Here is a 24,971-nt window from a genome sequence, read left to right as displayed (position 1 = left end):
TTATTAACCTACCGTGCCATGGCATTGGTGGCCAACATGCCCAACAGTATATTAAGCCTTCCCGACAGTGACCAACCAGACCCACTGGACTCCCTCGCGCAGGAGTTCAAGCAGGGCTTTGAAGAGCTTGCGGGGAACGCCGAACGGGAGCTCACAGGCAAACACTTCGTATTCAGCAGATACGGGAGGGAACTGTATCCGTACTTCGAAGAGACAGACGCTACCCTGGTCCCTGGGTGCATAATTCCCATCAAAGAAGGGCGACCGGTGGCGTCCGTCGATTCCACGTGCGTACTGTTGGGAGAAACGCAGGAAGGGGCCCTCTACGCAGCCCGGACGGCCATCGGGATCTCGTTCGAGGGCTCCCTCAGGCGGTTCTTCAGGCTCGGCCCCATCCTGGTCTACGCTTCCGAGTCGGGCCTCGCGGGACTGAAATCGCATCTCTCTGCCCCTGAATTCGCGATGCTGCTTTCAGACCACTCGGTCGCCGAGCGGATAATCCGCAACACAGTCGAGAGGCGGGTCCTGGACTCGCTCATGGCCAGCGACGAGGAGGCCATCGTGATGGCCGACGGCTCTCTGAAGCACCCCCTGGGGCAGTTCACATCCTCCATCCCGAAGCCCGCCAACGAGGCCAGCTGCCTCGTGGGCTTCTCGAAGTCCAGCAACTTGATCTTCTCCGAGGGCGCCGTGAGCTCCCTTTCCCGGTCGAAGAGCGCCGCCTACTACAAACTCGACGACGGGCCTGTGAAGACTGTGCTCGCCAAGTTCACCCAGGATGGCCTCGTCTTTCGGCTGGACGTGGCAGAAGGAGTCGACCCGGTCGAGACCACACTTGGAAGGATCCTTTGGAACGACGCGTTCGCTTCCGGCTACCCAGATTCCCTCAAGGTCGCGCACCACCTTTCCATCTTCTCTCACGCAGAGGACCAGGCATTGAAGGCCTACGTCACGAAGCGCTTCAGGCTGCGCCAGCTGCCGACCTTCTCCCTTCGAACCATAGCTCTCGGGAGCTTCAAGGGGGGCGGCTAGGCTGAAGGTGCTCCGGAAGGAGTCGAACGACATCCTCGTCATCGCATCCCCCAGGGAGCACGTCCGCGTGGGTGACTACCTTGTCGCCGCGGAGGAGCACAAGAGCCTGGTGTTGCAGGTCTACGATGAAAGGTACCTGGATGTCGAGGGGATCGAAGAGGAGATCGCCAGGGAGGAGATCCTATCTGCCTCCGCCCCCGGTACCACCTCGGACCCGACCGACCTGACCACAATATCGACCCTCATCAGGGACATGCGCATCCTGCTCTGCAAGGCCCGGGGCACGATTTCGAACGGCAAGCTGACCCCCCGCATAGACTGGATGCCCTCCCGGACCAGCTCCAAGGTCGCAAGGCTGATGGTCGACGAGCTCTCGGAGGCCCTGACCCCCCTTGGACAGAGGAGGATCAAGATCGGAAGCGTCGACTCAGACTCGGGTTTCTCCATATCAGCCGAGTCCCTCGACGGGAGGATTACGGTGATAACGGGCCGAAAGGAGTCTGGGAAGTCCCATCTCGCGAAGATGCTTCTGAGGGGGCTCCTGGAGCACGGCGCCTACTCGGTGGTTTTCGACCTCAACGACGAGTACGGGACCATCGGCCATCGCGAGGACGGGAGCAAGATCCCGATCGCAGGGAAGGTGAAGGTGATGAGGCCTGGGCGCGACCTGAAGTTCTCTCTGGCTACCATAGGCCTCCGCTCCATCACCAACCTCCTTTCCCATTCCCTCGACATGCCGGGCACATCGCTCAGAGAGTTCGTGAAGATCTGGGAGCAGCTAGAAGAACGCGGCGAACTGACACTCGCCTCCCTGGAGGCAGCCATCCACCAGTGGCGGTGCAACGAGTTCGTGCGGGACGCCCTCTTCGCGAGGTATCACACCATCGCCTCGTGCGGCCTCTTCACCGACTCCCCCCAGCAGCAGTTCGACCTCCAGGAGTTCTTCACGCCCAACCGAGGTGGGGGGTCGCTGGTGGTGACTCTGAGCGGCGTCTCGCCCCTGAACCGCAGGATGGTGGTTGAGCTCATGCTCTCGAAGCTTGTGGAGTTGCTCGAGAGAAGGAGAATACCTCCAATCTTCCTCTTCGCCGAAGAAGCCCATCTCTACCTCCGCGAGACCTACTGGGAAGACCTGATAACGAGGATGCGGCACTTCGGGGTCTTCACAGTCTTCGTGACCAACCAACCCGACGCCATAGACCAGAAGATATACAGACAGGTGGACAACATATTCCTCTACAACTTCAGCAACGACTCGGACCTCAACCTCGTGTCCCAGGCCTCCATGGTGGACGCGGACACGGTCAGGGCCATCGTGAGGACACTGCCGCCTAGGATGTGCCTCCTTCTGGGCTACGCAGTGAGGAACCTTCCCATAGTGGTGAGCATCGACCCGTTCGATTCGCCAGCGAGCGGGACAACCCGCCGGTTTTTCGAGGAAACCGTCGAGCTGAACGCGTTCAGCCAGACTGCCTAACGGACCGCCCTGACCTGAGTCCCTAGGCAACTGGCATGGCGACGAGGAATGAGCCGGCCCTGATGGTCACGCTCCCGCAGTTGTTTGGATGATAGGGCCCCCCGACCCTTCTTAGCCTTCTTCACAGCGTCCACCGCCCCCTCTCTTGTTCTTAATCGCCTGTTAATTCTCGCCCTCTTCCCCCTATGCTTTGAATTGGCTATGTGAAAGCCCCGACCGTGAGGAGTGAGGGGCCTCGCCTCCGACCAGAGAAGACTCAATTATCAAAACGTGAGATTCTCAACCATGCCAAGAATTGGCGTTGTCAAACGGGTTCTCAGAGGGGTCCCGCCAGTCGGCGGTTGCCCAACAAGTCCATACCTGCGAAGGCATAGGACAAACGTAGACAAGAAACTCGGATTGATGTCTGCGTCAGACGTTGCTAAGGAGGTTCTGAAGGCGAGGAGAAAGTCGGGCAACGCGCCAAGTCGACTGTCTGCGTAAACGCGTATTTGTCAGATTCACTTACATTCCCAAGCGCCGCCCCCGTATAGTTGGTAAGTCTGGTATACGGGAGTGAAACCCGAATAGGAGATGGTGTGGACTGTTGGATTGTAGACTTCCCGGCATCCGAACAAGGCATAGGAGAGTGAAACTTGGGCCGTGAAAGTCGTGCCACTCAGAACCATGATTGGACTTGCTTCTCTGAGGGAAGAGGCATCTCCAGTGTAGGTCATGGCTGGTGCGAGGAAGAACAACAAGAGGGCGATTACGACGACCGCAATAGCCAACAGTTTCTGATTCCCAACCATGTCCAACCTTTTTGCGCCCATTACTGATTTAACCGTCTCGTCCCTCCTATTCCTCCGTTTTCGCGCTTTCGGGGTGAAGATGTGGCCAACGGAGGCCCCTTGAGGGCAAAAGGATTTGACGGCAGCCGCTTCAGACTGTGCCGTGAAGACCTTCGAGGTGATACTGGAGGTGCCGGAAGGATTTCAGCTGATACTCGGACAGGCCCACTTCATCAAGACCGTAGAAGACCTGTACGAGGCGCTTGCAACCTCCATGCCGGGCATCAAGTTCGGGGTCGCCTTCTGCGAGGCCTCAGGCAAGGCCCTGGTCAGGTCCGACGGGTCTGACGGTAGGTCGATCAGGCTGGCCAGAGAATGGGCGCTCAAGATCGGCGCGGGCCATTCCTTCGCCATCGTCCTCAACGGTGCGTTCCCTATCAACGTCCTCAACAGGGTCAAGGCCGTGGACGAGGTGGTTGGGGTCTACTGCGCTACCTCCAACGCAGTCACGGTACTGGTCGCCGAAACCAGGCAGGGGAGGGGAGTCCTGGGAGTGGTCGACGGGGTTGCACCCAGGGGGCACGAATCGAAGACCGACAGGCGGGAAAGGCATGCCCTCCTGCGAAAGATAGGGTACAAGCGATAGGATCCATTGCCGGAGGAGGCCACCTCCGGACTGGAGATTCCTTGCTTTCACCCTGCCGAGGGTGAGAAGTGAATATCATTTTCACATACCTCTCCGTCTGTTCAATGGATTTATTGTGGATTCGTTTATTACCCTGAGCTCACCTCAAAGGTCTGGTGAGTGCGCGAGTGTACACAAGCCAGGCCCAGAAACCGACGCCGTCCTGTGGTCTATGTGGCAGAAGCCTCGGTGTGGGGTTCTACTACGCCTGCCATGTCTGCGGTGCGACCTATTGCTATGCTCACAGTCCCCAGAAGTGCGACCACCACAAGATGCGTGGCCCCTCGCTCAAAGCCGTCCTTCCTAGCAAGGCGTAAAACCTGTTTCTTCCCCAGTATGTCGATTGAAGGTCTACCTGTCGGTGCCCATGATAGCAAACCGGGCACTCGGCCGTGCCCAGCTGATGGCCAAGGCGATTGTGGATTCCGGCCATGAAGTGAGTTCTCCTTGGGTCCTCGGGGCCCTGGAAAAGCCCAATCCTGCCGTACTCAACGTTTTCCACAGAGACAGGGAGGGGGCCGAGACCAGCGACGCCATCGTGGCAGACGTGACCGAACCGAGCATAGGCGTGGGCATGGAGATCATGGCTGCCTACAAGGCAAGAAAGCGCATTATCCTAGTTGCGAGGAGAGGTGCCGTCACCTCGAGGATGCTCGAGCACATGGACCGCAAGGAGACCGTCGAGTACACTTCCGACGAGGACCTATACGACAGGCTGGTCCGCGTCCTGCGCTAGGCAGGGAGCTTCCTCAATCTTCCAGATTCGTCCCGTCCTTGGTTGATTGGGGGGGAGTGCGTGAAGGCTCAAAGGGCGAGTCCAGTCTTCCCGCCCACAATCGATTTAACCGACTCACAGGCAAGCCGCCATGTCATGAAGAAAGAGGTACGATCACAGCGGGCCCCCGCTCCAGTCGGCCCCTATTCCCAGGCTGTCGACGCGGGCTCCGTCTACTGCGCAGGTCAGATTGGCACCAACCCTTCGACCGGACTGCTCGAAGTTGGGATCGCCGCCCAGACAAGGCGTGCGCTTCAGAACATCGACGAAGTGCTGATGGCAGCAGGGCTGACAATCAAGGACGTCGTGAAGACTTCGGTCTTTGTTGCAGACATGTCGGAGTACGCGCAGATGAACGAGGAGTACGCCAAGCACTTCTCCCCTCCCTACCCCGCGCGGACCACTGTCCAGGCGGCGGCGCTCCCCAGGGGCGCCAGAGTCGAAATCGACGCCATCGCGGTGCGCTAGGACTTCTGGTTCGGCGACCAGGACTTCCTGTAAGGCCCCCGTTTTCGCTTTCTGGCCTTCTTTCTCCCCTCGGCCCGCTTCAGGAGCTTGTCCTCCTCGGACTTCATTTGCTCATCTTTGAGTAGGCCACGATGCTAACCATCCCGGCTACGCGGAACGCGAACTCCCTGAAGATGTCCGCCTCAGGCGAACCAGGCCTCGCTGCAACGACGGGGACCCCCAAGTCGGACTGCTCCCTGACCGCAAGGACAAGCGGTATCTCCCCGAGGAAATCCACATTCTGCTGGGTAGCCATCTTCTTCCCTCCTCCACTCGAGAAGACGGGCGTCTTCTCCCCGCAGTGAGGACAGACGAAGTAGCTCATGTTCTCCACTACTCCGAGGATTGGCACGTTCAACCTCCGGAACATCGCCAGGGCCTTCGCCGCGATGCTGAGTGCGGCGTCCTGGGGGGTGGTGACGATTACTATCCCTCCCAGAGGGACCGTCTGCGCAAGGGTAAGGGAGCTATCCCCCGTCCCCGGAGGGAGATCGACCACAAGGTAGTCCAGGTCTCCCCACTCGACCTGGGTGAGGAGCTGCCTCACCGCTCCGGCCACCATGGGCCCCCTCCATATCACCGGAGTCTCGTCCTTGTAGAAGAACCCCAGCGAGGCGACCTTTACCCCGTGGGCTACCGGGGGGATGATCAAATCGTCCCTGACGTCCGCGCCGTCCTCCACCCCCATCATGTGCGGGATGTTGGGGCCGTACACGTCAGCGTCGAGCAGGCCCACCTTGGCCCCCGACCCCGCCAGGGCCACCGCAAGGTTGGTCGCAATCGTCGACTTCCCGACGCCTCCCTTCCCGCTTGCCACCGCGATGATGTTCTTGACCCCCTTCAGCATCTCTGACTGCGCGTAGTCCCGGGTTGCGAAGACTGTGGAACCCGTCTTCATCCGGACCGCACTCACGCCGGGCAGGGCTTTCACGGCGTCCCTGGCAGCCTCTTCGAGCCGATTCCTCAGCGGGCAGGCAGGGGTGGTCAGGTTCAGTGTGAACTCGACACTCCCTCCATCGACCTTGACGTCATCGATCATGTGAAGCGACACCACGTCCCTCCCGAGCTCGGGGTCCCTGACCTCAGCCAATGCCTTCAGCACGTCCTCTTTGGTGGGCAAGTCTGCTCCCGAGGGGATTTGCGGCGTATAAAATCTAACCCCTATACAGAGCATTTATCGCGCCCTTCGCGAGCGCCTCTAGGAGCAATTGAGCAGGGTAGAGATCTTCCCAGTCGGCGGGATCCCGGAAGTCAAGAAGGGCTCGGACATCGCCAATATGATCATGGAAGCGACCGCACGGGAGAGGCTGGCCCTCCAAGAGCACGACGTGGTGGTAGTCAAGCAGAAAGCAGTCTCCAAGGCCGAGGGGAGGGTCGTCGAGCTTCGCAGGGTCAAACCCGGGAGACGAGCGTCTGCGCTCGCCCGGGCCCAGGGCAAGGACCCAAGGCTCGTCGAGCTGGTCCTACGGGAATCGGTGCGCGTCGTTCGGGCCGGGCACGGGGTGATCATCACCGAGACAAGGCACGGGCTGGTCTGCGCGAATTCAGGGGTGGACCAGTCCAACGTCGGGAGGGGCTTCGCAGCCCTCCTTCCGGTGGACCCTGACCTGAGCGCCAGAAGGATAAGGCGAGGCCTGGAAGCCTCGACCGGCAAGAAACTCGCGGTCATCGTCTCCGACACCTTCGGAAGGCCATGGAGAAGGGGGCAGACCGACGTCGCCATCGGCTGTTCTGGCATCGAGCCCCTGGTCTCCTACAGGGGAAGGAAGGATGCTTTCGGCTACGAGCTCAGGGTGACCGAACCTGCCGTCGTGGACGAGTTGGCAGGGGCGGCCGAGCTCGCGGTGGGCAAACTCGAGAGGATCCCCGTGGCCGTGGTCCGAGGCGCCATCTACGCCCGGGGGGAAAGCGGGATAGGATCCCTGGTCATGAAGCGGGAAAGAGACCTTTTCAGGTGAACGGTTGAAGGTAGTAGCTATCGCCGGAGGGACAGGGTCAGCCAAGCTCATCCGGGGCCTCTCCTATCTCGGGCCAGACTTGACCGTGGTCGCGAACGTGGGCGACAATATCTGGATGCACGGCCTCTATGTATGCCCGGACTTGGACATCGCGCTGTACACGCTCGCCGGCATCGCTGACAAATCGCGCGGATGGGGGGTCGAGGGGGACACTTTCAATTCGCTCGCAGGGCTCAGGGCCCTGAACACGGAATCCTGGTTCGCACTGGGCGACAGGGACCTGGCCACCCACATCGTCCGCACCGCACTCCTTCGCTCAGGCGCGTCTCTGACTGAAGTGACCGAGAAGCTGCGGAGGGATCTCCATGCGACCTCCAGAGTCCTCCCGGCCACCGACGACCCTCTAGAAACCCACGTCAGGACGAAGAAGGGCCTCCTGCACCTGCAGGAGTTCTGGGTTCGCGAGGGCGGACGCCCGGGTGTCACCGGGGTGGAGTACCGGGGCGCCGCCAGATCGAGACCGAGCCCTCAGGTTGCTGATTCGATCAAAGGAGCGGACCGCATAGTCCTTTGCCCGGCGAACCCCGTCACCAGCATCGGACCCATCCTTGCCATCCCGGGATTCCCCAAGCTCCTTCAGGGAGCCCGCGCGAGGATCACCGCCCTCTCCCCAATGCTTGGGTCATCACCATTCAGCGGTCCGGCGGCGAAGCTGATGAAGGCTGCAGGACTTCGACCAAACTCTCTCGGGGTGGCAGTGAGGTATTCGGGCTTCCTGGACGCAATCCTGATCGACAGTAAAGACGCGGGCCTCGCTGAGGAGATTTCGAACCAGGGCGTGCAATGCCATCTTTCAGACATCAGGATGGCCGGCCCAGAAGACGAGACAAGGCTTGCCAGGGCGGTTCTGAGGGCTTGAATCCCCTCTCCGTCATCGTCCCTTTCAAGGCTGTGGACGGCAAGTCGCGTCTATCCTCGGACTTGAGCCCCGCAGACAGGCGAGCTCTGTCCGAACTCATGCTCCTTGACGTCCTCCGCGCGGTCAGGGGCGCTGGCCTGGTCGACCGATGCGTGGTTGTCTCCTCAGACCGGAGAGCTCTGTCCCTGGCTTCAAGGTCGGGGGCAACTCCGGCAAGGGAGACCTCCGACAAGGGGGTCGACGCCGCGGTCGAAAGGGGGATGAGGTTCCTCAAGGGTTGGGATCGCTTCCTCGTGCTCCCCTCCGACCTCCCCCTCCTGACGGCCCGGGAACTGGCCTCGGTCGCGAACCTGGGTTCCCGCTTCGACAGCGTGGTCTCTCCTTCCAAGTCCTTCGACGGCACCAACCTCCTCATCTTCTCGAGAAGTCCTCGCCTGGAATTGAGCTACGATTCGGACAGCTTCTGGAACCATGTCAGGGCCGTAGCTCGAAACAGCTCCACCCTGGCCGTCCACTGCAGCCGAGGCGTCCTCTTCGACGTCGACTCGCCGGGGGACCTGCGAGAACTCGCCGGGACGCGGATAAATACACGCTCCGTCGAATTTGCGCGAAAGAAGTTGAGCGCATGGGCCTCCTGATAGAGAATTGCAGCATCGGCGAGAGGAAACATGCTTCCGTTCTTGTTGAAGGCGCGCTTATCTCGAGGATATCCCAGGAGACTACGCCAGACGTGCCTGCAGGCACCATCAAGCTTGACGCGGGAGGGTCCACCCTGCTGCCGGGACTTGTCGATTCACACTGTCACCCCTTCGAATTCGGGTGGCTTAAGCGGAGCGTGGACCTCCGGGGCACCAGCAACGTCACCGGCATCAGACTAAGGCTCTTCGCGAAGATACAGCGAGCGCAGCCTGGTGAGTGGATCAGAGGCAAGGGTTGGGACCAGGAGGCCTTCCCCGAGGCTCGGATGCCAAGCCGCGTCGACATAGACGACCTGAGTCCCCGGAACCCCGTGGCCCTTTCACGGGTCTGCGGGCACATCGTCCTCCTGAATACGGTGGCCATAGAGACGCTATCCCTAGACGGAATCCAGGGTAGCGAGTACGAACGAGACTCTTCAGGCCGGCTCACGGGTATCCTCAAGGAAGGCGCCCAGGAGAAGGTCTTCGCAAGGATTCCAAGGAGCTCGCAGGACTGCGTCGCGGACCTCCTTTCCGCAGAGGGCGAAGCTGCGAAGTTTGGGCTGACCACCCTGCACACGATTGTGTCCGCGGACAGCTACGCCTCAGAGCTCGAGGCGATTGTTTCGTTGCTCTCTGCGGGCGCCCTCTCACTCAGGCATCGTTTGTACATCCCCGCTGAGGCCCTTGGATACGTCGCGGAGAAGAGAATCCGGGAGAAGCTCGACGACGACCAGGTCAGAATAAACGGGGTGAAGATCTACGCGGACGGCTCGCTCGGAGCAAGGACCGCGGCCCTCCGGGAGCCATATTCCGATGACCCGGGGAACACGGGCATCCTGAGGCACACGGCCGAGGAACTCGACGGATTGGTAGAGAGTGCAGACAACGGGGGCTACCAGGTGATAATCCACGCGATCGGCGACAGGGCGGTCGAGCAGGCCATAGGGTCCCTGACCAGGGTCGCCGGGAAGGGAAACCCCCGAAGGCACAGGATCGAACACGCCAGCCTGCTCCCGAAGGACCTTCGGGTCAGGATGGCCAGGGCTGGGATCAGGGCGACGGTACAGCCCCTCTTCATCACCTCCGACACCTGGGCACTGAAACGCCTCGGCGAGGAGAGGGTTAGGTACCTCTATCCCTTGAAGTCGATGCTCGGAGAGGGAATCGTGGCTTCAGGGAGCTCAGACGCGCCGGTGGAGTCGATGAGCCCCATGGTCGGCGCCTGGGCCGCCATGGCTAGAGGGGGGCTCGCCCCCGAGGAGAGCTTGTCCTTGGAGGAGGCCGTCCGGATATACACGGCCAACGGGGTGTCCAACGGGTTCGACGACCCCTGCCCGGGCCTCGCCGAGGGCATGGGAGCGAACCTGACGCTCCTCGATTCAGACATCGAAGGGATGCACCCGGCCATGGTCCGGAAGGTCGGAGTGGCCGCCACGGTCGTCGGCGGCATATTGGTCTACTCGTACCTTGGCTCGGAAAACTAGGCCTTCTGGAACTTCCCGGTCTTCCCGTCGTACCTGAGCAGGCCGCCGTATATGGCCCAGTGGATCAGGAGGGCTTTGATCAGCGCTTCGTTCAGCTCGGGCTGGTAGTGCCACTTGATGCCTATTTCCAGGAGCGAGTCCGTTACCAACCCCGCTGTCACATATCTCTCTCTCGACGCAAGGTCCAGCGCAGTGCGGAAGGGCTCAATCGCCGCCAGCCGGTCCTTCAGCATCCGTACTTTGTTCGTCGAAGTCTTCTGGAACCTGTGCCCGAGCTCGGTCAGATACACCACGCCTTTCTCCGTCCTCGTCAGGCCGAGCATCTCCGCTGTGTCTAGTATGGGGAGCAGGACCCCTATGTCCGCACCGAGTTCGTCAGCGAGGCGAGGCGCGTCGACCTTTGCGCCGAGGCTCCCAGCCACTTCCACCAGGCTGATGACCTGGCCAGCCCTCACGTTCCCCGGCATCACGAGCGCGACCGGCAAAGGCCTTCGAGGTTCGGCCAATTAGTTGTCCGCTCCCGGGGCGCCAGACCACGACTTAAGAAGACAATCTCGAGTCATGATAGGAGGGAGTACACCTTGTCCACAAGTGCGAAGAACTCCTCTGATTTCTTGTTCCTAGGCCTCGGAAGGTCGATCTTCAGTTCTCCCACCACATGGCCAGGACGCGAAGACAGGACGATCACCTTGTCCGCAAGCTCGATGATCTCCTCCACGTTGTGGCTCACCATTATCACAGTCTGAACCGAAGTTGTCGGATTGATCAAGAGGGAGTAGATCTCTTTCCTTAGCCTTTCAGCAGTGAGGTCGTCCAGGGAGCTGAACGGCTCGTCCATGAGCAGGACCTGCGGGTCTGTCGCGAGGGCCCTGGCCACGCCCACCCGCTGCTTCATGCCACCTGAGAGTTCACCCGGATAGACGTTCTCAAAGCCCATCAGCCCGGCGTTCTCGAGAGCCTTTTCGGCCTTCGCCTTCTTCTGCTCGTCCGTGAGGTCGCGGCGTGAGCTGAGGCCAAAGAGCACGTTTTCCAGAGCCGTCCTCCAGGGTAGCAGGACGAAGTTCTGGAAGACGAGTGTAAGTTCGCTGCGCGGACCGGTCACTTCAGAATCCATCACTTTCACCGCCCCCGAGGTCGGTTTGCTTAGCCCTCCGATGATCCTAAGGAGGGTAGATTTGCCGCATCCTGACGGCCCAGTGATCATGACGAACTCGTCCTTCCCCGCCGTGAAGCTGATGTCCACCAGTACTGGCAGTGGCTCCTTCTCCTTGTGGTAATCCAGGCTGACATGGTTCACGGTGACAACGGTCTGGCCAGTTGTGAGTTGAAGTGGTCCTTTTGACATTAGGTTCCCCCGCTCTTCCTAGCGGTTATACGTGTAACGCTTCGTAGCATGGTGGTAAATCCTCCTCCACACCGTCAGGTTGAACGCGACTATCAAGACGGTCATCGACATGACGGCGAGAGCCAGGGTGAGGTTGTCTGCTGGCTTTGCCGATGTTGCGAGGTCGATGGTCTTGCCTATTCCAGTAGGGACCTGGGTCAGGACTCGAGTGATCCCGGTTGCTGGGTCGGTCACCGTGAAGTATTCCGAGATTATTAGTGCGTTCCAGGCTCCGCCTATCGCGGTGATTGAGCCTGTAACGAAACCTGTGATCGCTCCGGGCAGATATACGTTCCGCCAGGCAGAGACTCGGCCGGTCTTGAAGACGTGCGGCAGGTCCTTGAGATCCGCTGGCAGTGTCCTCACCCCCGCCATTACATTGAAGATGACATACCAGATTATTGCGAGCATTATGATGATGGTGCTGACAGCTTCGGGGATCCCTCCGATCACGGGTATCAGTACGATGGCCGGCAAGAGAAGGGGGGCGGGTATGGAGGAGATGATTTCCAGAATAGGGGAGACCGAGTCATACAATTTGAAGTTCAGTGATATGACGATTCCCAAGGGCAATCCGATGGCGACGCAGAGCGCGTAGACATACCAGACTCTGAGGAACGAAGCGCCCAGGGCGTAAAGGACAGAGCCCTCATCTGAAAATATGGTCGCCAGACTCGGCAGGTTTCCGATGTTCAGCCCTCCTGAGCTCATGATCACGCTTACGATCAGGGCAAGGAAGAATCCGAGGAAAATGAGTATCGCATACTTCAATCCCTTCCTGAACCTCGAGATTGTAGACGTGAACCTGGTGACCCCCCGCCCCTGAGTTAGAAGAAAGAGCTTCGAGATGCTTCTTTGGTTGACCCAGGAGTAGACTTTCATGATCGGGTCTCTGTGCATCTCCCGTGGTTCCTCCATCATCTTGTATTTCTCCGACCAAAGGGCGAATTCCCTGATGAACAAGTACCTCCAGATGATTACGGCCGCGATGATCTCGGCGATCAACAGCGAATAATTCGCAGTGTCGAAGGGAATGGTGCTGGAGAACTGTTGCACTGCGACCCCTATGCCGTACGAGACAGGGACCGTCGAGGTGCCGTAGGATATTATTTCACTGGCTACAAGAAAGAACAGCCCTACGGCCCAGGAGGTCTGCGTGTTGTATGCTATCCGGCTCATGGAAGCCGGGATGTACATCGACCTCATCCTCTGCCAGAGGCTCGAATTGGTCAGGCTGAGGAGATCGGCGAAGTCCTGGGGTACTGCCTTGACAGCCTCGTAGACACCGAACGCAATGTTCCAGGACATGCTTGTGAAGATCAGGAGAACGACGGCGAGGTTTGCGCCCACTGCGTTTGGAAGAACCCCGTAGATTCCAAACACTATGAAAGGGAAGAATCCTAGTATGGGGATCGACTGGAAAATGTCCAAGAGTGGCAGAATAATCGATTCAGCCCTTCTGTTCCTTCCCGCAGCGATGCCAACGGCAAGTGCGAAAACGATGCTCAGGCCGAGGGCGACCATCATCCTCAGCCAGGATGCAACTACGTCTAGGGCGATGAGGCCAAATTCAAGAGACACTGAGGCTTCGAAGGGCGGCGCGACGCGCTGGCGTATTTACGGATTCTACTACCCGATGTAGGGGGTGCTCGAGCTGTCGAATTTTCTGATAGTCTCGTACTCGCCCTTGTCCCTGAACACTGCGTATTTCCCGAGGTCAGGGAAGAACTTGTTCAGCGGCATGACAGCCATCTCCCCTGCAGGATGCTTCCCGCCGAAGTACTCGCTTGCGATCTGCCTGCTAAGGTTCCTGACCTGCCTGTCGTCGGTGTAGCCAAGGCTGTGCAGGTATTCATGGAGCAGTATCATGAAGACGTAGGAGTTCCTCTTCACCCCCGACCTAGACAGCTTCTGCACTATCCTCAGCAGGTTTCTGTTCATGACTATGGCATTCGACCCCATCTCGTGGTACGCCCCCACCGAGTTTGGGATGTCTCCGAGAACCAGCGTCAGGCCCGCTCTGTGCATCCCGAGGCTCAACTCGGTGGCCGACTTCACCATCTCGAAGATGGCGTCGAACCCTTCGGTCGCAGCAAGTCGCCTCCGATTGGCAAGATTGCTCATCAAGGACATGAATCCTTCCTGGTAGTTAAATCCCGCTCTTGCTGTCGAGGACGAGTCTAGTCCAGCTTTTTCAGCCGGATTTCAAGGATTCCATTCGTGTAGCTCTTCTCGACGCTCGCGGGGTCCACATCCGGGAGGAATCGCTTCCTGACAACGAAGTCAGGCCCCCTTACCTCGACCTCGTCGGCGGAGACGGAGACATGCAGGTCCTCCTGCCAATAGCCGGGCGCATTGAGGATGAAAGTCACGCGCGAAGCGCTCTCCATGAGCTCGCCGTCATCTCTGCGCGCCAATCCCGACTTGGGGTCGACGTTTGGGTGTACAGGATGATTCATCATGCCTACGGCGTTTTCGATTAGCGCATCCAGTACTCTCTGAAAGGAGTCAGGATTCTCCAGAACCCTCGTCCCCCATTCCGCTCTCCAGGTTGTAAATCTCCACCCCAATGTCCTCCCACCTAAAGCGTCGCGCCAGGATCGGTTGCGTTTTGAGAAGAGAGCCCATGTTATTACGCAGATACTAACATGCATTGATATCGGCTATGGGTTGCGCTCCTTGACCCAGGCTGTCTGTTCTATTGACATAACCGAGGTTTATATTTGCGTTAGAATCGGCCATGCCTGTGCCCGTTATCTTCCGGGTCAAGCTGGGCAAGACCGGGAACAGCCTTAGGATTACGGTCCCCCAACCAGTCGTCGAAGGTTTTGGATGGAAGGAGAAGGACGAGATTGTTCTCTACGTCACCGAACAGGAAATCACCCTGCGAAGACTGAGGGACCAGGGCAATGATGAGAAACTGCGTCACCGACCACCTTCCTGACGAAGAAAAGCCTCCTCTGGAGCAACACTATGGGCCCAGTCCGACGCGCTGATGAGGCTTCTGAGCTAGTCCCCGATTGGGTCAGGCTCGAGACCTGGCTCGCTCGACGATTTCCTGCGAAATCTGAGCCCGTGTCTTGCCCTCGGTGAAGATTCCCAGTCTGCTGGCTGCTTCCAGCAATGCCTGGTCCGCTGTCATGTCCTGGCCAGTGTGCGTCGGGGTGGAGCCTTCCTTGGAGGCATCGTCGAACTCCTTCTTTGCCCGTCCCATCGCCCTTGCAAGGTCGGGGATCTTCTGCGGCCCCCAAAGGAAGATGACTACCACGATTATTCCGATAACGATTATTTGAAGCGGGTCTCCAAAGGCCAAGGCTGGTTCCAACCGCTCGGTCGGCCTATTTACGGTTTTGGAAGACGTACGCTAACGTTTTAACCCTCGCTGGAACGCGTTCGAACCTTGCCTCTCACGCGGACCATCGAGAACTACTGGCGGTTGACAAAGCCGCGGATATGGGGTCTCCTGGTCTTCACCGGTATTATCGCAATGCTCGTGTCCTACAAGGAGACCGTCGGGGCGGTCATCTCGCCCTCACTCATCCTGGTCTGCTTCGTCGCCCTGACCCTTGGGAGCGCTTCAGCAGACGTGCTGACCAATTACCACGATAGGGACATCGACAAGATGATGAAACGGACTATGAACAGGCCGATACCGAGCGGAGAGATCCTCCCGAGGAACGCCCTGGTCTACGGCCTGACCATGGCCAGCCTCTCCGTTCTGATCCCCCTCCTTCTGATCAACGAGGCTTCGGCAACGTTCATGCTGATCGGCCTCCTGGACAACGTCGTGGTCTACTCCTTGCTCCTGAAACGCAGGAGCTGGCTCAACATAATCCTCGGAGGCTTCTCAGGAGGAATGCCCGTGCTCGTCGGTTATGCTGCTGTCCCCGGTTCAAACCCCCTCTCTCCCATCGCCCTTTACATGTCCGCACTGGTTATGGTCTGGATACCGACCCACATCTGGAGCCTTGCCATCTTCAGCAGAGCCGACTACGAAGCCGCGAAGGTACCCATGCTCCCCGTCGTGTTCGGCGACAGGGTCGCGTCCGTCTGTGTGGCGGGCACGTCCGCGTTGCTCGGGGTCTTTTCACTCGCCCTCGTCTTCCTTCGGCCGAGCGTCATTTACGCGGCCTCGGCGGTCTTCCTGGGCGCGATAGTGCTGGCCTACAGCGCGAAACTGGCAGTCGACAGGAAGCGCGAGACGGCCTGGACTCTATTCAAGATAACAAGCCCCTACCTTACGCTCATCTTCATCGCGCTCGGCGTCGCAGTCTGGACCTAGGCGGCCCTGAAGCCGGCCTCGTGATGTAAGTTAGTTAATCACACAATAAACCACATTTGAGCACTTCTCTTGTAAGCAGGAGACGCTACCTTGGTTCAGAAGCAGAATGGAGTCCGTTCCGCAGCTGCGAAGGCCACTGGAAGTCATAGCCCGCGACCGCGAGTACTCTTTCCTTGCGAGTCTGCCGAAGAACAGCTCCTCGCTGGCTGCAAGGGCAGAGGAGGCGGGCGCCGATGCGATCATGATGAACGTAGACGGAGACGAGTCCTCATCCCCGAGCCATTACGGTAGCTACGACCTGCACGACGCCTACATCAAGGACGTGATCTCAACAGTCTCGGTCCCCTGCGGCCTCTTCATCGGAGGAGGAAAACAGCTCACCGAGGAATACTGGGAGAGGATCATGGGCACGTCCTTCGGGTTCGTCGAGATGTACGCCCACCTGATGCCGCTCTTTGTGCTCTCCGACGAGCGGGTAAAGAAGATCTGCGCGATTTCGACCGGCTACATCCTCGAACAGGTGAGCCAGCTCTCGCGGATGGAGGGCGTGGAAGCCATTGACATTGCCACGGTCCAGCCTCAGGCGAGAGGCACCCCGTTCACAGTCCTAGACTTTGCGACCGTAGGGGTCATTACCAACCTCTCCACAAAACCCGTTCTTCTTAGGACTCAGAAGAAGCTCACCCCTACTGACATCGGGAAGGTCGTCTCCCTCGGAGTGAAGGGCCTGGTCGTCGACCCATGCATTCTTTCAGGGACTGACGAAGCGTATAAGGACGAGCTGGCAAGCCTGAGCCCAAGGCGACACCCAGCTGAAGAACAGTAGCATCCAAGCAGTCGTCCTCGCTGGTCAAGGTAAAGGGGGAGTTCATTGACATCGGGGACAGGGCGTCATGCAATGATGCAAATGACCCGTTCCTCAAGAAGCTCGGTAAGGTCCTCTAGGCCTTGACCGTAGTAGTTTTCGAAGACGACGAGCTGGCAGGCTTCGGCCCGCTGGTCGCCATGAGGCACGCGAGCCAACTCGCCTGGGGCACCAGGACCCTCCTCGAGTCCATCCTCCTGCAGGTATCCGACCCCGCAGGCCACCATCTCTGGGGGAGGGAGGGCCTGGCCGATGTCGCCCGCGAGGAGCTCCGGACCAGCTACAACGAACCGGTCCACGGTCAGGTTCAATTCGTCAACGCCCTCGCGAGGCCGGGCAGGTCGCTCCGGTCCCTCTTTGAGAGGAAGGGGCCCTTTGCTGCCTTCTCGGGGGATCGCCTTGTCGCCGCGAGGAATGATGCTTCTTCCCTCCCACCCGGAGTCTTAGCCAGAGGCGGGGTGGCCAAGGCGATGAAGGGAGCCGAGAGGCTCGACGTCCCCTCCGAAAGCCTCCTGAGGGGCTACTGGGAGCTCGTCAAGAGCAACGGGCTTGCCATAGCGGAACAGGCGAAGCACTTTGAACACCCCCCTGCCCTACCCACCAACGCGGCCCTCAGGGGCCCTCCTTCGAACCTAAGACTCCATGGGGATGCTGAGGTGGAAGAGTTTGTCCACTTCGACGCCAGGAAGGGGCCGATCATGATCGAAGAAGGGGCACTGGTAGAGAGCTTCTCTCGAGTGACCGGGCCCTGCTATATCGGTCCGCGGACCAGGCTCTACTCCGCCCAGATAGGCGGCGGGACCTCGATTTTCGAAGGGTGCAGGGTCGGGGGACAGGTGGACAACTCGATATTGATGGCTCACACGAACAAGGCCCACCAGGGCTACGTGGGCGACTCTTACGTCGGCGAATGGGTCAACATCGGCGCAGGGAGCAACTTCAGCAACCTGAAGAACACCTACGGGAACGTCAGACTAGAGGTCGGGGGTGAGAAGGTGGATTCAGGGATGATGAAGGTCGGCCCGGCCGTCGGAGACCTAGGCAAACTTTCTATCGGGACCCTGGTCTACGCAGGCAAGACACTCGGCACCGGCTGCCAGCTGGCCGGGCTCGCCAGGACGAACGTTCCCAGCTTTACCTACCTGGCCCCGACAGGGAAGATGACAGAACTGCTGGTCGATTCGGTCGTGGAGACCCAGCGGCGCATGGTGGAGAGGCGCGGAAAGACGCTCACGAGGGCGGGAGAGGCGTTGCTCAGGACGACCTTTCGTCTCACCTCAGCCGAAAGGAAGAAGGCAGGGGTGCGGAAGGGGCGCCTTGCGTGAAGATTCGGTCACCGGCTGCCCGCCACCACAGCGTCGAGCTTAAAGCGGAAAGGGGCCGGGGTCTGCCACAATCGCAGCCCTCGTGAAGCCAATTGGACGACCCATTCTCCCCTGAGCATATCAAACGCGTCGACTCTCACCTGGTCCACAGGACCTACGAGCGATGGACTTCCCTGGCCAGAGAAGGGTTCAGGGTTGCCCCGTCCTTGCCCAGTGGCGGGCTGAGGAAGGGGTTCGTCCTAGGAATGGGGGGTTCGGCCGCTGGAGGGGACATAATCGCGAGCTGGCTGGCGGATAGGCCGGCGATAGGGGTCGGCGTGTTCAAGGGCCAACTCCCGACTGAAGACATGGACGATTCACTCGCGATTGCGGTTAGTGCGTCGGGTGAGACCGAAGAGACAATCGAGATGATGAAAACTGCGGTCAAGAAACATGCAACCGTTGTTTCCATTTCTTCGGGCGGGTCTCTGATGGAAGTGGCCAAGAAGCTCGGGGTGCCCCACATCAGGATGCCGGGGCTGGTTGCCCCCCGCTACGTCCTGCCGTACATAGTGTTCGCCTGTCTTTCGGTGATGAACTCTGCGCTCGACCTCAAATGCGAGGCGGATGCCGAAGAGGCGTTCAGGGGCATGGAGGCCGAAGGACGCACGGTCAGGGTTGGGTCCCCCCTGAAAGAGAACCCTTCGAAGGTCCTGGCTCTTTCGCTCGTAGACAGAACCCCAGTCATCTATGGATCGAAGTCCACCCGCGGAGCGGGGATACGCTTCAAGAACGTCCTCAACGAGAACGCAAAGGTCCACGCGCTCTACTACGGCATCCCCGACGCCTTTCACAACGACATCGAGGCCTGGGAAGACCCCCGGGGTGACTTCGAGCCCATCTTCCTCCGCCACTCCTCCGAGGAAAAGCGCGACAGGGTGAGGACCGACCTGATGGTCCGGATTCTGTCCAGCGCCGACAGGTCTCCAATCGAAGTCAGTGGAAGGCGGAGGGGGACGCTCTCAGAGCTTATCACTTTGGTCTACCGGCTGGACATGGCTTCGTACTACCTGGCACTCTGCCTAGGGAGAGACCCATTCCCCACGAAGCTCATCGACAGGCTGAAGCGGGCATCCTGACTAGCGGACTCCAACGAGCTGAGCGAGCTCCTTCCTGGAGCTGGCTCCGAGCACCTGGGCGGCGCTTTCAGGGGAAACCTCGCTCAGGTATATCCCCCCTCCCAGCTCCAGCCCGGACAGCTGGGGCTTGCGAGGGTACACCTCCATGTGCCAGTGGATCTGCTTCGTCGTCTTCTTCTCAGACGAACTGTGGAAGACCATGGTGAACGTCTGCGTGTCGAGCGCTTTGGACATCCCGCCGAGCGTCGACCTGAGCATCAGCGCCAGGTCCATCATCTCCTTCTGGGAAAGCTTGAGGATGCTGGTCATGTGCCTCTTCGGATAGATCCAGAACTCGAACGGATGGGTCGAGACCCAGGGCGCGAAGGATATGAAGAAGTCCGTCGCAAGTATCTGCCGGGGACCCCCGGTCTCGGTGCCGACCACCTGGCACATGGGGCAGACACCCAGGTCGTTGAGGGAAGTCTGGACGGTGTCCGCCTCCTCTTCGACCGTGGGCGGGACCCGGGGGGTGGTGACGATTTCTATGTGAGGGTGCACAGCGGTGGGGTTCCCTTCCTTCTCGGAGTTGACGTAGACGAGCACGTAGCTGACCCCCTTCTGTGAATAGAGCCACCTGACCTTGTCCTGGAGGGACGCCAAGATGCTGGTCCACTGCTCTATGTCTATCTTGGCGAAGGGCTGGTCGTGCTTGGGTGTGGCCACGAGGATGTAGTGGTAACCTACCGCAGGCTCGCTGTAGTGGGGTGCCTCGCCGTAGGACGGAGGGGCGCTCGGAGTGACGATCGGGTTCTTCGCGGGGAATATCCTCACCGCCCAGTTCTTGATGACATCCCCTTCAGAATCAGTCTGCTTGAGCAGGGTGTCCCCTCGCTTGACCAGGACGAGGTCGGCCGGCGGGGTCAACTCCTCGTTTCCCGGGCAGAAGTTGCACTTCTCTGCCCTCTGCGTGATGACCTGGCCCGGCTTGAGGCCGCGGTCTGGAAGGATGATGGAGAGTTTCTCCGTGAAGTAGTCCTTCCGTATCTCGACCATTAGCGCGGGCTAACGACCGGGACAGGATATTAGGGTTTAGCGAGTCCAGCCCGAAAGTATGATAATCCATGGCGACTCGTTGTCTCGCGCGGAAAGATGAAGATCGGTTATGTCCTGCTTGACGGCTGCGCCGACAGGCCCAATCCGAAACTCAACTTCACGACCCCGCTCGAGGCGGCTTTCACCCCGAACCTCGACGAGATCGCAAGCCGCTCAAGACTCGGAAGGGTGGTGACGGTCCGGAGAGGGGTCGCGCCTGAGTCCGACATCGCGGTCTTCAACATGCTTGGCTATTCGTTCGACCAGGGATACCCTGGTCGAGGGGTCGTGGAGGCCGTCGGGGCGGGCGTTGACCTCGAGCGAGGGGACCTGGCCCTGAGGGCGAACTTTGCGTCGGTGGTGGGGAGGCGCATCGTCGACCGGAGGGCGGGGAGAAACCTGACCGAAGCAGAGGCGCTCCGTCTCTCAGAGGACCTGAAGACCATCAAGCTGCGAGACGCGGAGTTCGAATTCAGACCAACCATCTCGTATAGGGGGGTCCTCGTCATCCGGTCGAGGGGTGGCCTTTCAGCCGGGATTACCAACACCGACCCCGCCTACGCGAAGGTGGGAGGCTTCGGAGCCGCGAGGCCGACGAAGACCAACGAGCGCGTCCTCGAATGCCGCCCGGAGTCGGATGACCCAGCCGCCAGACTGGCTGCGAGGCTAGTCAACGAGTTCACCGCCAAGAGCCTCGTCGTCCTCGCCTCGAGCGATGTCAACCGGGAGCGAAAGCGGGAAGGGAAGGTCCCCGCCAATGCCATCCTTCTCCGCGACGCGGGGGACCACGTCCCCCAGGTCGAACCCTTCGAGACGAAGTACGGCATGAAGGGAACGGCAGTCGTCGAGATGCCAGCTGAGGTGGGGATAGCCAGGATCCTGAGGATGAAGATGGTCGAGGTCGCCGACAGGAAGGACATCAGGGAAAAGGCATCACTCTTCACCAGGGAACTGCACGAGGGGACGGTGGTCTACGTGCACATCAAAGGGCCCGACGAGTTCGGGCATGACGGAGACGCGGTGGGCAAGAAGAAGAGCATCGAGGAAATCGACAGGGGTTTCTTTTCGACGGTGAAAGACGACGGATCAGACATCAGGCTCGGAGTCTCCTGCGACCATGCGACGCCCTGCACCATGATGATGCATTCGAGCGACCCCGTCCCACTCCTGATTACGGGAGGCCAGAAGAGGGATGCCAAGCGCTTCACTGAAAGGGGCGCGAGGAGGGGCTCCCTCGGGCTACTCCAAGGCAGGGATGTGCTGGCCAGGGTCGCGGAAGGTCCGTTCAGACGCCGTACTTCTTGAAGTGGCGGACTGAACCGACTGCGACGTCGATGGCCGCGTCGATGCCTGAGCCCAGCTTGAACTCGTTGGTCGCCCTATTGGCTACGACCGCGAAGACGGCGCCAGTCTGCAGGCCGAAGAGCCTTCCCAGAGTGAAGAGCGTGGCGGCCTCCATCTCGAAACAGAGCACGCGGGCCTGCTGCAGCCGCTTCGTAATCCCGGCGCTCTCGGGTGGGAAGTAGCCGCCGAAGCCCTTCCGTCCCTGGCCCACGTAGAAGGAATCGGTCGATGCCGCGATCCCGACGGTGCCCTGGACCTTGAGCTTCCTTGCCGCATGTGAAAGGGCCATTACGATGCCAGGGGTCGCTGCAGCCGGATATCCTCGCTGGACGTAGAGGGCGCTGGTCCCGTCCATCCTGACAGCAGCGTCCGCGATGATGACAGAACCGACCTTCGCCCTGCTCGTGATCGCTCCGCAGGTACCAACTCGGATCATAGTCCTGACGCCAAGCCTTGCCAACTCCTCCACGACAATCGCCGTGGCCGGACCTCCAATCCCAGTGCTTATCACGACGATTCGCTCCTTCCCCACGTAACCCCCGTAGGCCGTGAACTCTCTGTTCGAAGAGAGCTGCTCAGGGCGCGTGAGCCTCTGGGCTATCCTTGCGACTCTCGCCGGGTCTCCCGGAAGGAACGCGATGCTGCCGACCTGCCTCTTCTCGAGTCTGATGTGATACGGCCTCCCCTTTTCATCCAGGGGTTCTTGAGTCACTTAGTTCGGCACCCTCGACGAACACCAGAACTCGGACATTATCAATCGTTCGCCCTGCGGAAGTCACCGAGGGGAGACATAGCAGTTCCTGCACCGCGGTTCGTAGAGCTCCTTGCCCCCAACCACAATGACCGGAGAATCCTTCGGGGCCGGCTTCCCGCCTATGAGCCTCTGGGTCCTCGTCGCCTCTTGGCCGCAGACGACACACACTGCGCTGAGATACCTGACCCTGTCGGCCCTAGCCGCCAGCTCCATGGTTGACGGGAAGGGCTCGGCCCTGAAGTTCAGGTTGAGGCCGCAGGCGATGACCTTCTTCTTGTCGGCCAGCCTGTCCAGAAGTCCCACGATCTCCTCGGGGAAGAAGTTCACCTCGTCCACACCTATGGCGTCGAGGCCGTCAGGGCCGGCGAGCTCCTCTATCTTCTTCAGCCCGTGCGCGGAGGAGGCCACGGTGTAGGCGTCGTACCTCAGCCCGTTGTGAGTGACCACCTGGCGCGCGCTGTATCTCTTGTCGAAGGCTATCTTGAAGATGGCACCCTTCCTTTTGGCGTAGACCTCCCTCTCCACCAGCCTGATGAGCTCCGAGGTCTTGCCCGAGAACATTGGCCCGATGATGACTTCGAGGGTCAACTTGTCCCGCGCCCCGCCACCGTGGATTTATCGGTTACCCTGATCCTTGAGTGGCCCTACTGAAGTGGGCTCCCCTGCGAAACCCGCATGGTTCGAGTAGGCGTCTCGTTCGAATCCTTCTAGCCGGGGAGGCAATCCCCGTCCTCGTCGGGGAAGGGGCGCTCAACGTCCTGTACCTTCCGGGCGAATACGTAGGCCCCTTGCCCGAAAATCCTTTTCGCAGGATGGGCGGCCTCGATCCGCGGGCGGCATGCCAAAGCGACGACACTACGTCTACATCCTGACCTGCTCGGACGGGACGCTCTACACCGGGTACACAACCGACATGGAAAGGCGGCTTGAAGAGCACAACTCAGGGAACGGGGCCAGGTACACCCGCGGCCGAGGCCCCGTTGTGCTGTCCTACCTTGAAGAATCACGGAACAGGGGAGAAGCCCTTAGACGGGAACTCATGATAAAAAGGACGAGCAGGAGCACGAAGCTCCTTCTCTGCGGTCGGTACTCGCGAAAGTCCAGAAACAGCGTCCGCTAGCGAATACGATCCACCTGACGTTTCAATGGTGTCGCTGTTCTTACTTGCCGACGACTATTTCTATTGAGGAGACGTTTCTCTGCTCAGCGCCTTCGCCAACGACTTCGGTGTTTATGCCGATGTCCTTGACTCTGAACTGGCCGTTAGCGAGCCGCTTCGTGACGATCTCCGCCACGTCGACTGCTCTGCCGATGGCCATTCCCCTTGCCTTGACCACTATCTCACCGGCTTGAGTGAGCTGTATGAGCGCGCTCATCGCGTAGCTCATGACAGGCTTCTTGCCGACGAATATGTGGTTGGAAGGCGCCCTTTGCGAGGGCGCGCCTTGGGTTTGCATTGGTGCGCTTGGGGCTGGCATTGGTGCTGCCATTTGTTCCCCAGAGTGTTCCTCAGACTCGCCTGAGTCGGATTTCTTTCTTGTTGGCATGTGTCTGACCTTGTTTTCCACGGCCCCGACATCGGATATTTAATGCTATGGGGGCTGACGGTCGAAATCCTAGGAATATTCTGACCGGTCGACCCGGTTGTGGGCCTCCCCTGTCTGGAGGTACATTGAGACGTTCTTCGCGGCCGCCACTATAGGGCCGATCAGCTTCTCACCGAGGGGGAGCCCCGAGATGTGGAGTGTCCCAGCAAAGTTGGGTAGCTCCCAGGCCGTACTCTCGAAACTCTCCTTTCCTCTTTTCTTCCAGAACACGTCGGTCGCATACCTGCTCTCGGGCCGTTCTCTGAGCCACCTGATCAGGTCCGCCTCCCCTGCGAGCTCTCCCCTTCCGACGTTGACCATGCAGACGTGCTCTTTCGCCCTCGATAATATGTCGTAGCTGATCACGCCCCTGGTCGCCCCGGTCAGGGGAAGTGATATCACCACGGCATCTGCCAGGCCGATGACAGACCCGAGCTCCGCCAGGCCATGCTTCTCGTCGAAGAGCTCCGGGTTTGGGAACGACCTCGAGACCCCGATAGTTTTCATTCCGAGGGACTTCGAGAGCCTGGCGACTTCCGAGCCGATGGCTCCACACCCTAGGACTAGGAGAGTCCTCCCCCTGAGCGTTCTCGGGACGACCTGCTGTTTCCTTGCGTGGAGTCCCTTCGCAAGCCCGAGTAGGACCCCCCAGGCGTGCTCGGCCACCGGGCCGGTGTACGCTCCTGCGTTGGAGCACACGATGACACCATCTGCGAGCAGCGTGAAGTCCAAGCTATCGACCCCGGCTGACATGGTCTGGACCATCCTGAGCTTGGTCAACTTTGACAAAGTCTCTTTCCTCGCACGCGAAGGCCTGGTCATCAGGACCTCGCATCGGGCCAGGGCACCGTCGTCAGCCTCAAGCTCGAAGACATCGTAGTCTGAAAGGATCTTCCTGGCCTCGTCCGCCAGGCGTTCGGTTACGAATATCGCAATCCTCTGCATGTCTCGA

29 protein-coding genes are annotated in these 24,971 nt (G+C 59.9%); 16 read left to right on the top strand and 13 right to left on the bottom strand.

Annotated elements, in window-relative coordinates:
- Positions 1 to 36 precede the first annotated feature (36 nt).
- Together OK438_01900 and OK438_01895 are read left to right on the top strand one after the other, a co-directional pair.
- Positions 37 to 1,032: a hypothetical protein gene (locus tag OK438_01900; protein ID MDA4124195.1), complete on the top strand. Its 996-nt coding sequence runs from the start codon at positions 37 to 39 to the stop codon at positions 1,030 to 1,032.
- A gap of 7 nt (positions 1,033 to 1,039) precedes the next feature.
- Complete coding sequence (locus tag OK438_01895; protein ID MDA4124194.1) at positions 1,040 to 2,509, top strand: DUF87 domain-containing protein; 1,470 nt, start codon at positions 1,040 to 1,042, stop codon at positions 2,507 to 2,509.
- 500 nt (positions 2,510 to 3,009) lie between these two features.
- On the opposite strand, the gene OK438_01890 is transcribed toward OK438_01895, so the two are convergent.
- Positions 3,010 to 3,300 carry a hypothetical protein gene (locus tag OK438_01890; GenBank protein MDA4124193.1) on the bottom strand — a complete coding sequence of 97 codons (291 nt, stop codon included), beginning with the start codon at positions 3,298 to 3,300 and terminating at the stop codon, positions 3,010 to 3,012.
- Positions 3,301 to 3,442: 142 nt separating this feature from the next.
- Between OK438_01890 and OK438_01885 the strand changes: the two genes are divergently transcribed.
- The 3 genes from OK438_01885 to OK438_01875 all read left to right on the top strand — a co-directional run bounded on the left by OK438_01885 (position 3,443) and on the right by OK438_01875 (position 5,207).
- Entirely contained in the window at positions 3,443 to 3,925 is a 483-nt protein-coding gene (locus OK438_01885; GenBank protein MDA4124192.1) for an adenosine-specific kinase, read from the top strand.
- A gap of 382 nt (positions 3,926 to 4,307) precedes the next feature.
- Positions 4,308 to 4,700, top strand: coding sequence for a nucleoside 2-deoxyribosyltransferase (locus tag OK438_01880; protein ID MDA4124191.1), 393 nt, complete (start codon positions 4,308 to 4,310; stop codon positions 4,698 to 4,700).
- 135 nt (positions 4,701 to 4,835) lie between these two features.
- Positions 4,836 to 5,207 carry a Rid family detoxifying hydrolase gene (locus OK438_01875; GenBank protein MDA4124190.1) on the top strand — a complete coding sequence of 124 codons (372 nt, stop codon included), beginning with the start codon at positions 4,836 to 4,838 and terminating at the stop codon, positions 5,205 to 5,207.
- Between the two features lie 103 nt (positions 5,208 to 5,310).
- On the opposite strand, the gene OK438_01870 is transcribed toward OK438_01875, so the two are convergent.
- Positions 5,311 to 6,366, bottom strand: a complete 1,056-nt coding sequence (locus tag OK438_01870; protein ID MDA4124189.1) for an Mrp/NBP35 family ATP-binding protein — start codon at positions 6,364 to 6,366, stop codon at positions 5,311 to 5,313.
- 88 nt (positions 6,367 to 6,454) lie between these two features.
- On the opposite strand from OK438_01870, the gene cofE reads away from it, so the two are divergent.
- Genes cofE through OK438_01850 form a run of 4 tightly spaced genes read left to right on the top strand, consistent with a single transcriptional unit; the run spans position 6,455 to position 10,287 of the window.
- Entirely contained in the window at positions 6,455 to 7,204 is a 750-nt protein-coding gene (gene cofE / locus OK438_01865) for a coenzyme F420-0:L-glutamate ligase (GenBank protein MDA4124188.1), read from the top strand.
- 4 nt (positions 7,205 to 7,208) lie between these two features.
- Positions 7,209 to 8,123 carry a 2-phospho-L-lactate transferase gene (gene cofD / locus OK438_01860; protein ID MDA4124187.1) on the top strand — a complete coding sequence of 305 codons (915 nt, stop codon included), beginning with the start codon at positions 7,209 to 7,211 and terminating at the stop codon, positions 8,121 to 8,123.
- Positions 8,120 to 8,761, top strand: a complete 642-nt coding sequence (cofC, locus tag OK438_01855) for a 2-phospho-L-lactate guanylyltransferase (GenBank protein ID MDA4124186.1) — start codon at positions 8,120 to 8,122, stop codon at positions 8,759 to 8,761. The genes cofD and cofC overlap by 4 nt, the downstream gene beginning before the upstream one ends.
- Positions 8,749 to 10,287, top strand: a complete 1,539-nt coding sequence (locus tag OK438_01850) for an amidohydrolase family protein (GenBank protein ID MDA4124185.1) — start codon at positions 8,749 to 8,751, stop codon at positions 10,285 to 10,287. The genes cofC and OK438_01850 overlap by 13 nt, the downstream gene beginning before the upstream one ends.
- Here the strand turns inward: OK438_01850 and OK438_01845 are convergent.
- The 5 genes from OK438_01845 to OK438_01825 are packed head-to-tail and all read right to left on the bottom strand — an operon-like array spanning position 10,284 to position 14,241.
- Positions 10,284 to 10,793: an AAA-associated domain-containing protein gene (locus tag OK438_01845; GenBank protein ID MDA4124184.1), complete on the bottom strand. Its 510-nt coding sequence runs from the start codon at positions 10,791 to 10,793 to the stop codon at positions 10,284 to 10,286. The two genes, OK438_01850 and OK438_01845, sit on opposite strands and share 4 nt — an antisense overlap.
- 53 nt (positions 10,794 to 10,846) lie before the next feature.
- On the bottom strand, positions 10,847 to 11,632 hold the full coding sequence (locus OK438_01840) for an ABC transporter ATP-binding protein (GenBank protein MDA4124183.1): 786 nt from the start codon (positions 11,630 to 11,632) through the stop codon (positions 10,847 to 10,849).
- Between the two features lie 18 nt (positions 11,633 to 11,650).
- On the bottom strand, positions 11,651 to 13,252 hold the full coding sequence (locus OK438_01835; GenBank protein ID MDA4124182.1) for an ABC transporter permease subunit: 1,602 nt from the start codon (positions 13,250 to 13,252) through the stop codon (positions 11,651 to 11,653).
- Positions 13,253 to 13,300: 48 nt separating this feature from the next.
- Positions 13,301 to 13,795: a hypothetical protein gene (locus OK438_01830; protein MDA4124181.1), complete on the bottom strand. Its 495-nt coding sequence runs from the start codon at positions 13,793 to 13,795 to the stop codon at positions 13,301 to 13,303.
- A gap of 56 nt (positions 13,796 to 13,851) precedes the next feature.
- The gene (locus OK438_01825) at positions 13,852 to 14,241 is read right to left on the bottom strand and encodes an Hsp20/alpha crystallin family protein (GenBank protein MDA4124180.1); all 390 of its coding nucleotides are present in this window, start codon (positions 14,239 to 14,241) and stop codon (positions 13,852 to 13,854) included.
- Positions 14,242 to 14,411: 170 nt separating this feature from the next.
- Between OK438_01825 and OK438_01820 the strand changes: the two genes are divergently transcribed.
- Positions 14,412 to 14,615, top strand: coding sequence for an AbrB/MazE/SpoVT family DNA-binding domain-containing protein (locus OK438_01820; protein MDA4124179.1), 204 nt, complete (start codon positions 14,412 to 14,414; stop codon positions 14,613 to 14,615).
- A gap of 81 nt (positions 14,616 to 14,696) precedes the next feature.
- Here OK438_01820 and OK438_01815 read toward each other — a convergent pair whose 3' ends face one another.
- On the bottom strand, positions 14,697 to 14,984 hold the full coding sequence (locus OK438_01815) for a twin-arginine translocase TatA/TatE family subunit (protein ID MDA4124178.1): 288 nt from the start codon (positions 14,982 to 14,984) through the stop codon (positions 14,697 to 14,699).
- Between the two features lie 87 nt (positions 14,985 to 15,071).
- On the opposite strand from OK438_01815, the gene OK438_01810 reads away from it, so the two are divergent.
- The 4 genes from OK438_01810 to OK438_01795 all read left to right on the top strand — a co-directional run bounded on the left by OK438_01810 (position 15,072) and on the right by OK438_01795 (position 19,261).
- On the top strand, positions 15,072 to 15,953 hold the full coding sequence (locus tag OK438_01810; protein MDA4124177.1) for a heme o synthase: 882 nt from the start codon (positions 15,072 to 15,074) through the stop codon (positions 15,951 to 15,953).
- A gap of 106 nt (positions 15,954 to 16,059) precedes the next feature.
- Entirely contained in the window at positions 16,060 to 16,779 is a 720-nt protein-coding gene (locus tag OK438_01805) for a hypothetical protein (protein MDA4124176.1), read from the top strand.
- Positions 16,780 to 16,901: 122 nt separating this feature from the next.
- Entirely contained in the window at positions 16,902 to 18,143 is a 1,242-nt protein-coding gene (locus tag OK438_01800; protein MDA4124175.1) for a putative sugar nucleotidyl transferase, read from the top strand.
- Positions 18,144 to 18,235: 92 nt separating this feature from the next.
- On the top strand, positions 18,236 to 19,261 hold the full coding sequence (locus OK438_01795; GenBank protein MDA4124174.1) for a hypothetical protein: 1,026 nt from the start codon (positions 18,236 to 18,238) through the stop codon (positions 19,259 to 19,261).
- On the opposite strand, the gene OK438_01790 is transcribed toward OK438_01795, so the two are convergent.
- The gene (locus tag OK438_01790) at positions 19,262 to 20,296 is read right to left on the bottom strand and encodes a galactose-1-phosphate uridylyltransferase (GenBank protein MDA4124173.1); all 1,035 of its coding nucleotides are present in this window, start codon (positions 20,294 to 20,296) and stop codon (positions 19,262 to 19,264) included.
- Positions 20,297 to 20,392: 96 nt separating this feature from the next.
- Here OK438_01790 and OK438_01785 point away from each other — a divergent pair, with 96 nt between their 5' ends.
- Complete coding sequence (locus OK438_01785) at positions 20,393 to 21,640, top strand: alkaline phosphatase family protein (GenBank protein ID MDA4124172.1); 1,248 nt, start codon at positions 20,393 to 20,395, stop codon at positions 21,638 to 21,640.
- On the opposite strand, the gene OK438_01780 is transcribed toward OK438_01785, so the two are convergent.
- Together OK438_01780 and OK438_01775 are read right to left on the bottom strand one after the other, a co-directional pair.
- A complete protein-coding gene (locus OK438_01780) occupies positions 21,621 to 22,391 on the bottom strand; it encodes a nucleoside phosphorylase (protein MDA4124171.1) in 771 nt (256 codons plus the stop codon). The two genes, OK438_01785 and OK438_01780, sit on opposite strands and share 20 nt — an antisense overlap.
- A gap of 63 nt (positions 22,392 to 22,454) precedes the next feature.
- Complete coding sequence (locus OK438_01775) at positions 22,455 to 23,021, bottom strand: thymidine kinase (protein ID MDA4124170.1); 567 nt, start codon at positions 23,019 to 23,021, stop codon at positions 22,455 to 22,457.
- A 250-nt stretch (positions 23,022 to 23,271) separates the two neighbouring features.
- Here OK438_01775 and OK438_01770 point away from each other — a divergent pair, with 250 nt between their 5' ends.
- On the top strand, positions 23,272 to 23,553 hold the full coding sequence (locus OK438_01770; protein ID MDA4124169.1) for a GIY-YIG nuclease family protein: 282 nt from the start codon (positions 23,272 to 23,274) through the stop codon (positions 23,551 to 23,553).
- Between the two features lie 40 nt (positions 23,554 to 23,593).
- Here the strand turns inward: OK438_01770 and OK438_01765 are convergent, their stop codons facing one another.
- Both OK438_01765 and OK438_01760 read right to left on the bottom strand, forming a co-directional pair.
- Positions 23,594 to 23,890 carry a DNA-binding protein gene (locus tag OK438_01765; GenBank protein MDA4124168.1) on the bottom strand — a complete coding sequence of 99 codons (297 nt, stop codon included), beginning with the start codon at positions 23,888 to 23,890 and terminating at the stop codon, positions 23,594 to 23,596.
- A gap of 159 nt (positions 23,891 to 24,049) precedes the next feature.
- On the bottom strand, positions 24,050 to 24,964 hold the full coding sequence (locus tag OK438_01760) for a 3-phosphoglycerate dehydrogenase (GenBank protein MDA4124167.1): 915 nt from the start codon (positions 24,962 to 24,964) through the stop codon (positions 24,050 to 24,052).
- Between the last annotated feature and the right edge of the window lie 7 nt (positions 24,965 to 24,971).

This window comes from Nitrososphaerota archaeon (assembly GCA_027887005.1).
GTDB lineage: Archaea > Thermoproteota > Nitrososphaeria > Nitrososphaerales > Gagatemarchaeaceae > UBA183.
Note: the sequence above shows the minus strand (reverse complement) of the source record. Positions and strands in the feature narration are given on the sequence as shown.

Bases quoted from the DNA above. Each gene is read 5' to 3' on its own strand.
- OK438_01900 (MDA4124195.1), top strand. From the start codon at position 37: ATGCCCAACAGTATATTAAGCCTTCCCGACAGTGACCAACCAGACCCA.
- OK438_01890 (MDA4124193.1), bottom strand. From the start codon at position 3,300: ATGGTTGGGAATCAGAAACTGTTGGCTATTGCGGTCGTCGTAATCGCC.
- OK438_01875 (MDA4124190.1), top strand. From the start codon at position 4,836: ATGAAGAAAGAGGTACGATCACAGCGGGCCCCCGCTCCAGTCGGCCCC.
- OK438_01850 (MDA4124185.1), top strand. From the start codon at position 8,749: ATGGGCCTCCTGATAGAGAATTGCAGCATCGGCGAGAGGAAACATGCT.
- OK438_01840 (MDA4124183.1), bottom strand. From the start codon at position 11,632: ATGTCAAAAGGACCACTTCAACTCACAACTGGCCAGACCGTTGTCACC.
- OK438_01830 (MDA4124181.1), bottom strand. From the start codon at position 13,795: ATGAGCAATCTTGCCAATCGGAGGCGACTTGCTGCGACCGAAGGGTTC.
- OK438_01820 (MDA4124179.1), top strand. From the start codon at position 14,412: ATGCCTGTGCCCGTTATCTTCCGGGTCAAGCTGGGCAAGACCGGGAAC.
- OK438_01805 (MDA4124176.1), top strand. From the start codon at position 16,060: ATGGAGTCCGTTCCGCAGCTGCGAAGGCCACTGGAAGTCATAGCCCGC.
- OK438_01790 (MDA4124173.1), bottom strand. From the start codon at position 20,296: ATGGTCGAGATACGGAAGGACTACTTCACGGAGAAACTCTCCATCATC.
- OK438_01785 (MDA4124172.1), top strand. From the start codon at position 20,393: ATGAAGATCGGTTATGTCCTGCTTGACGGCTGCGCCGACAGGCCCAAT.
- OK438_01770 (MDA4124169.1), top strand. From the start codon at position 23,272: ATGCCAAAGCGACGACACTACGTCTACATCCTGACCTGCTCGGACGGG.
- OK438_01765 (MDA4124168.1), bottom strand. From the start codon at position 23,890: ATGCAAACCCAAGGCGCGCCCTCGCAAAGGGCGCCTTCCAACCACATA.
- OK438_01760 (MDA4124167.1), bottom strand. From the start codon at position 24,964: ATGCAGAGGATTGCGATATTCGTAACCGAACGCCTGGCGGACGAGGCC.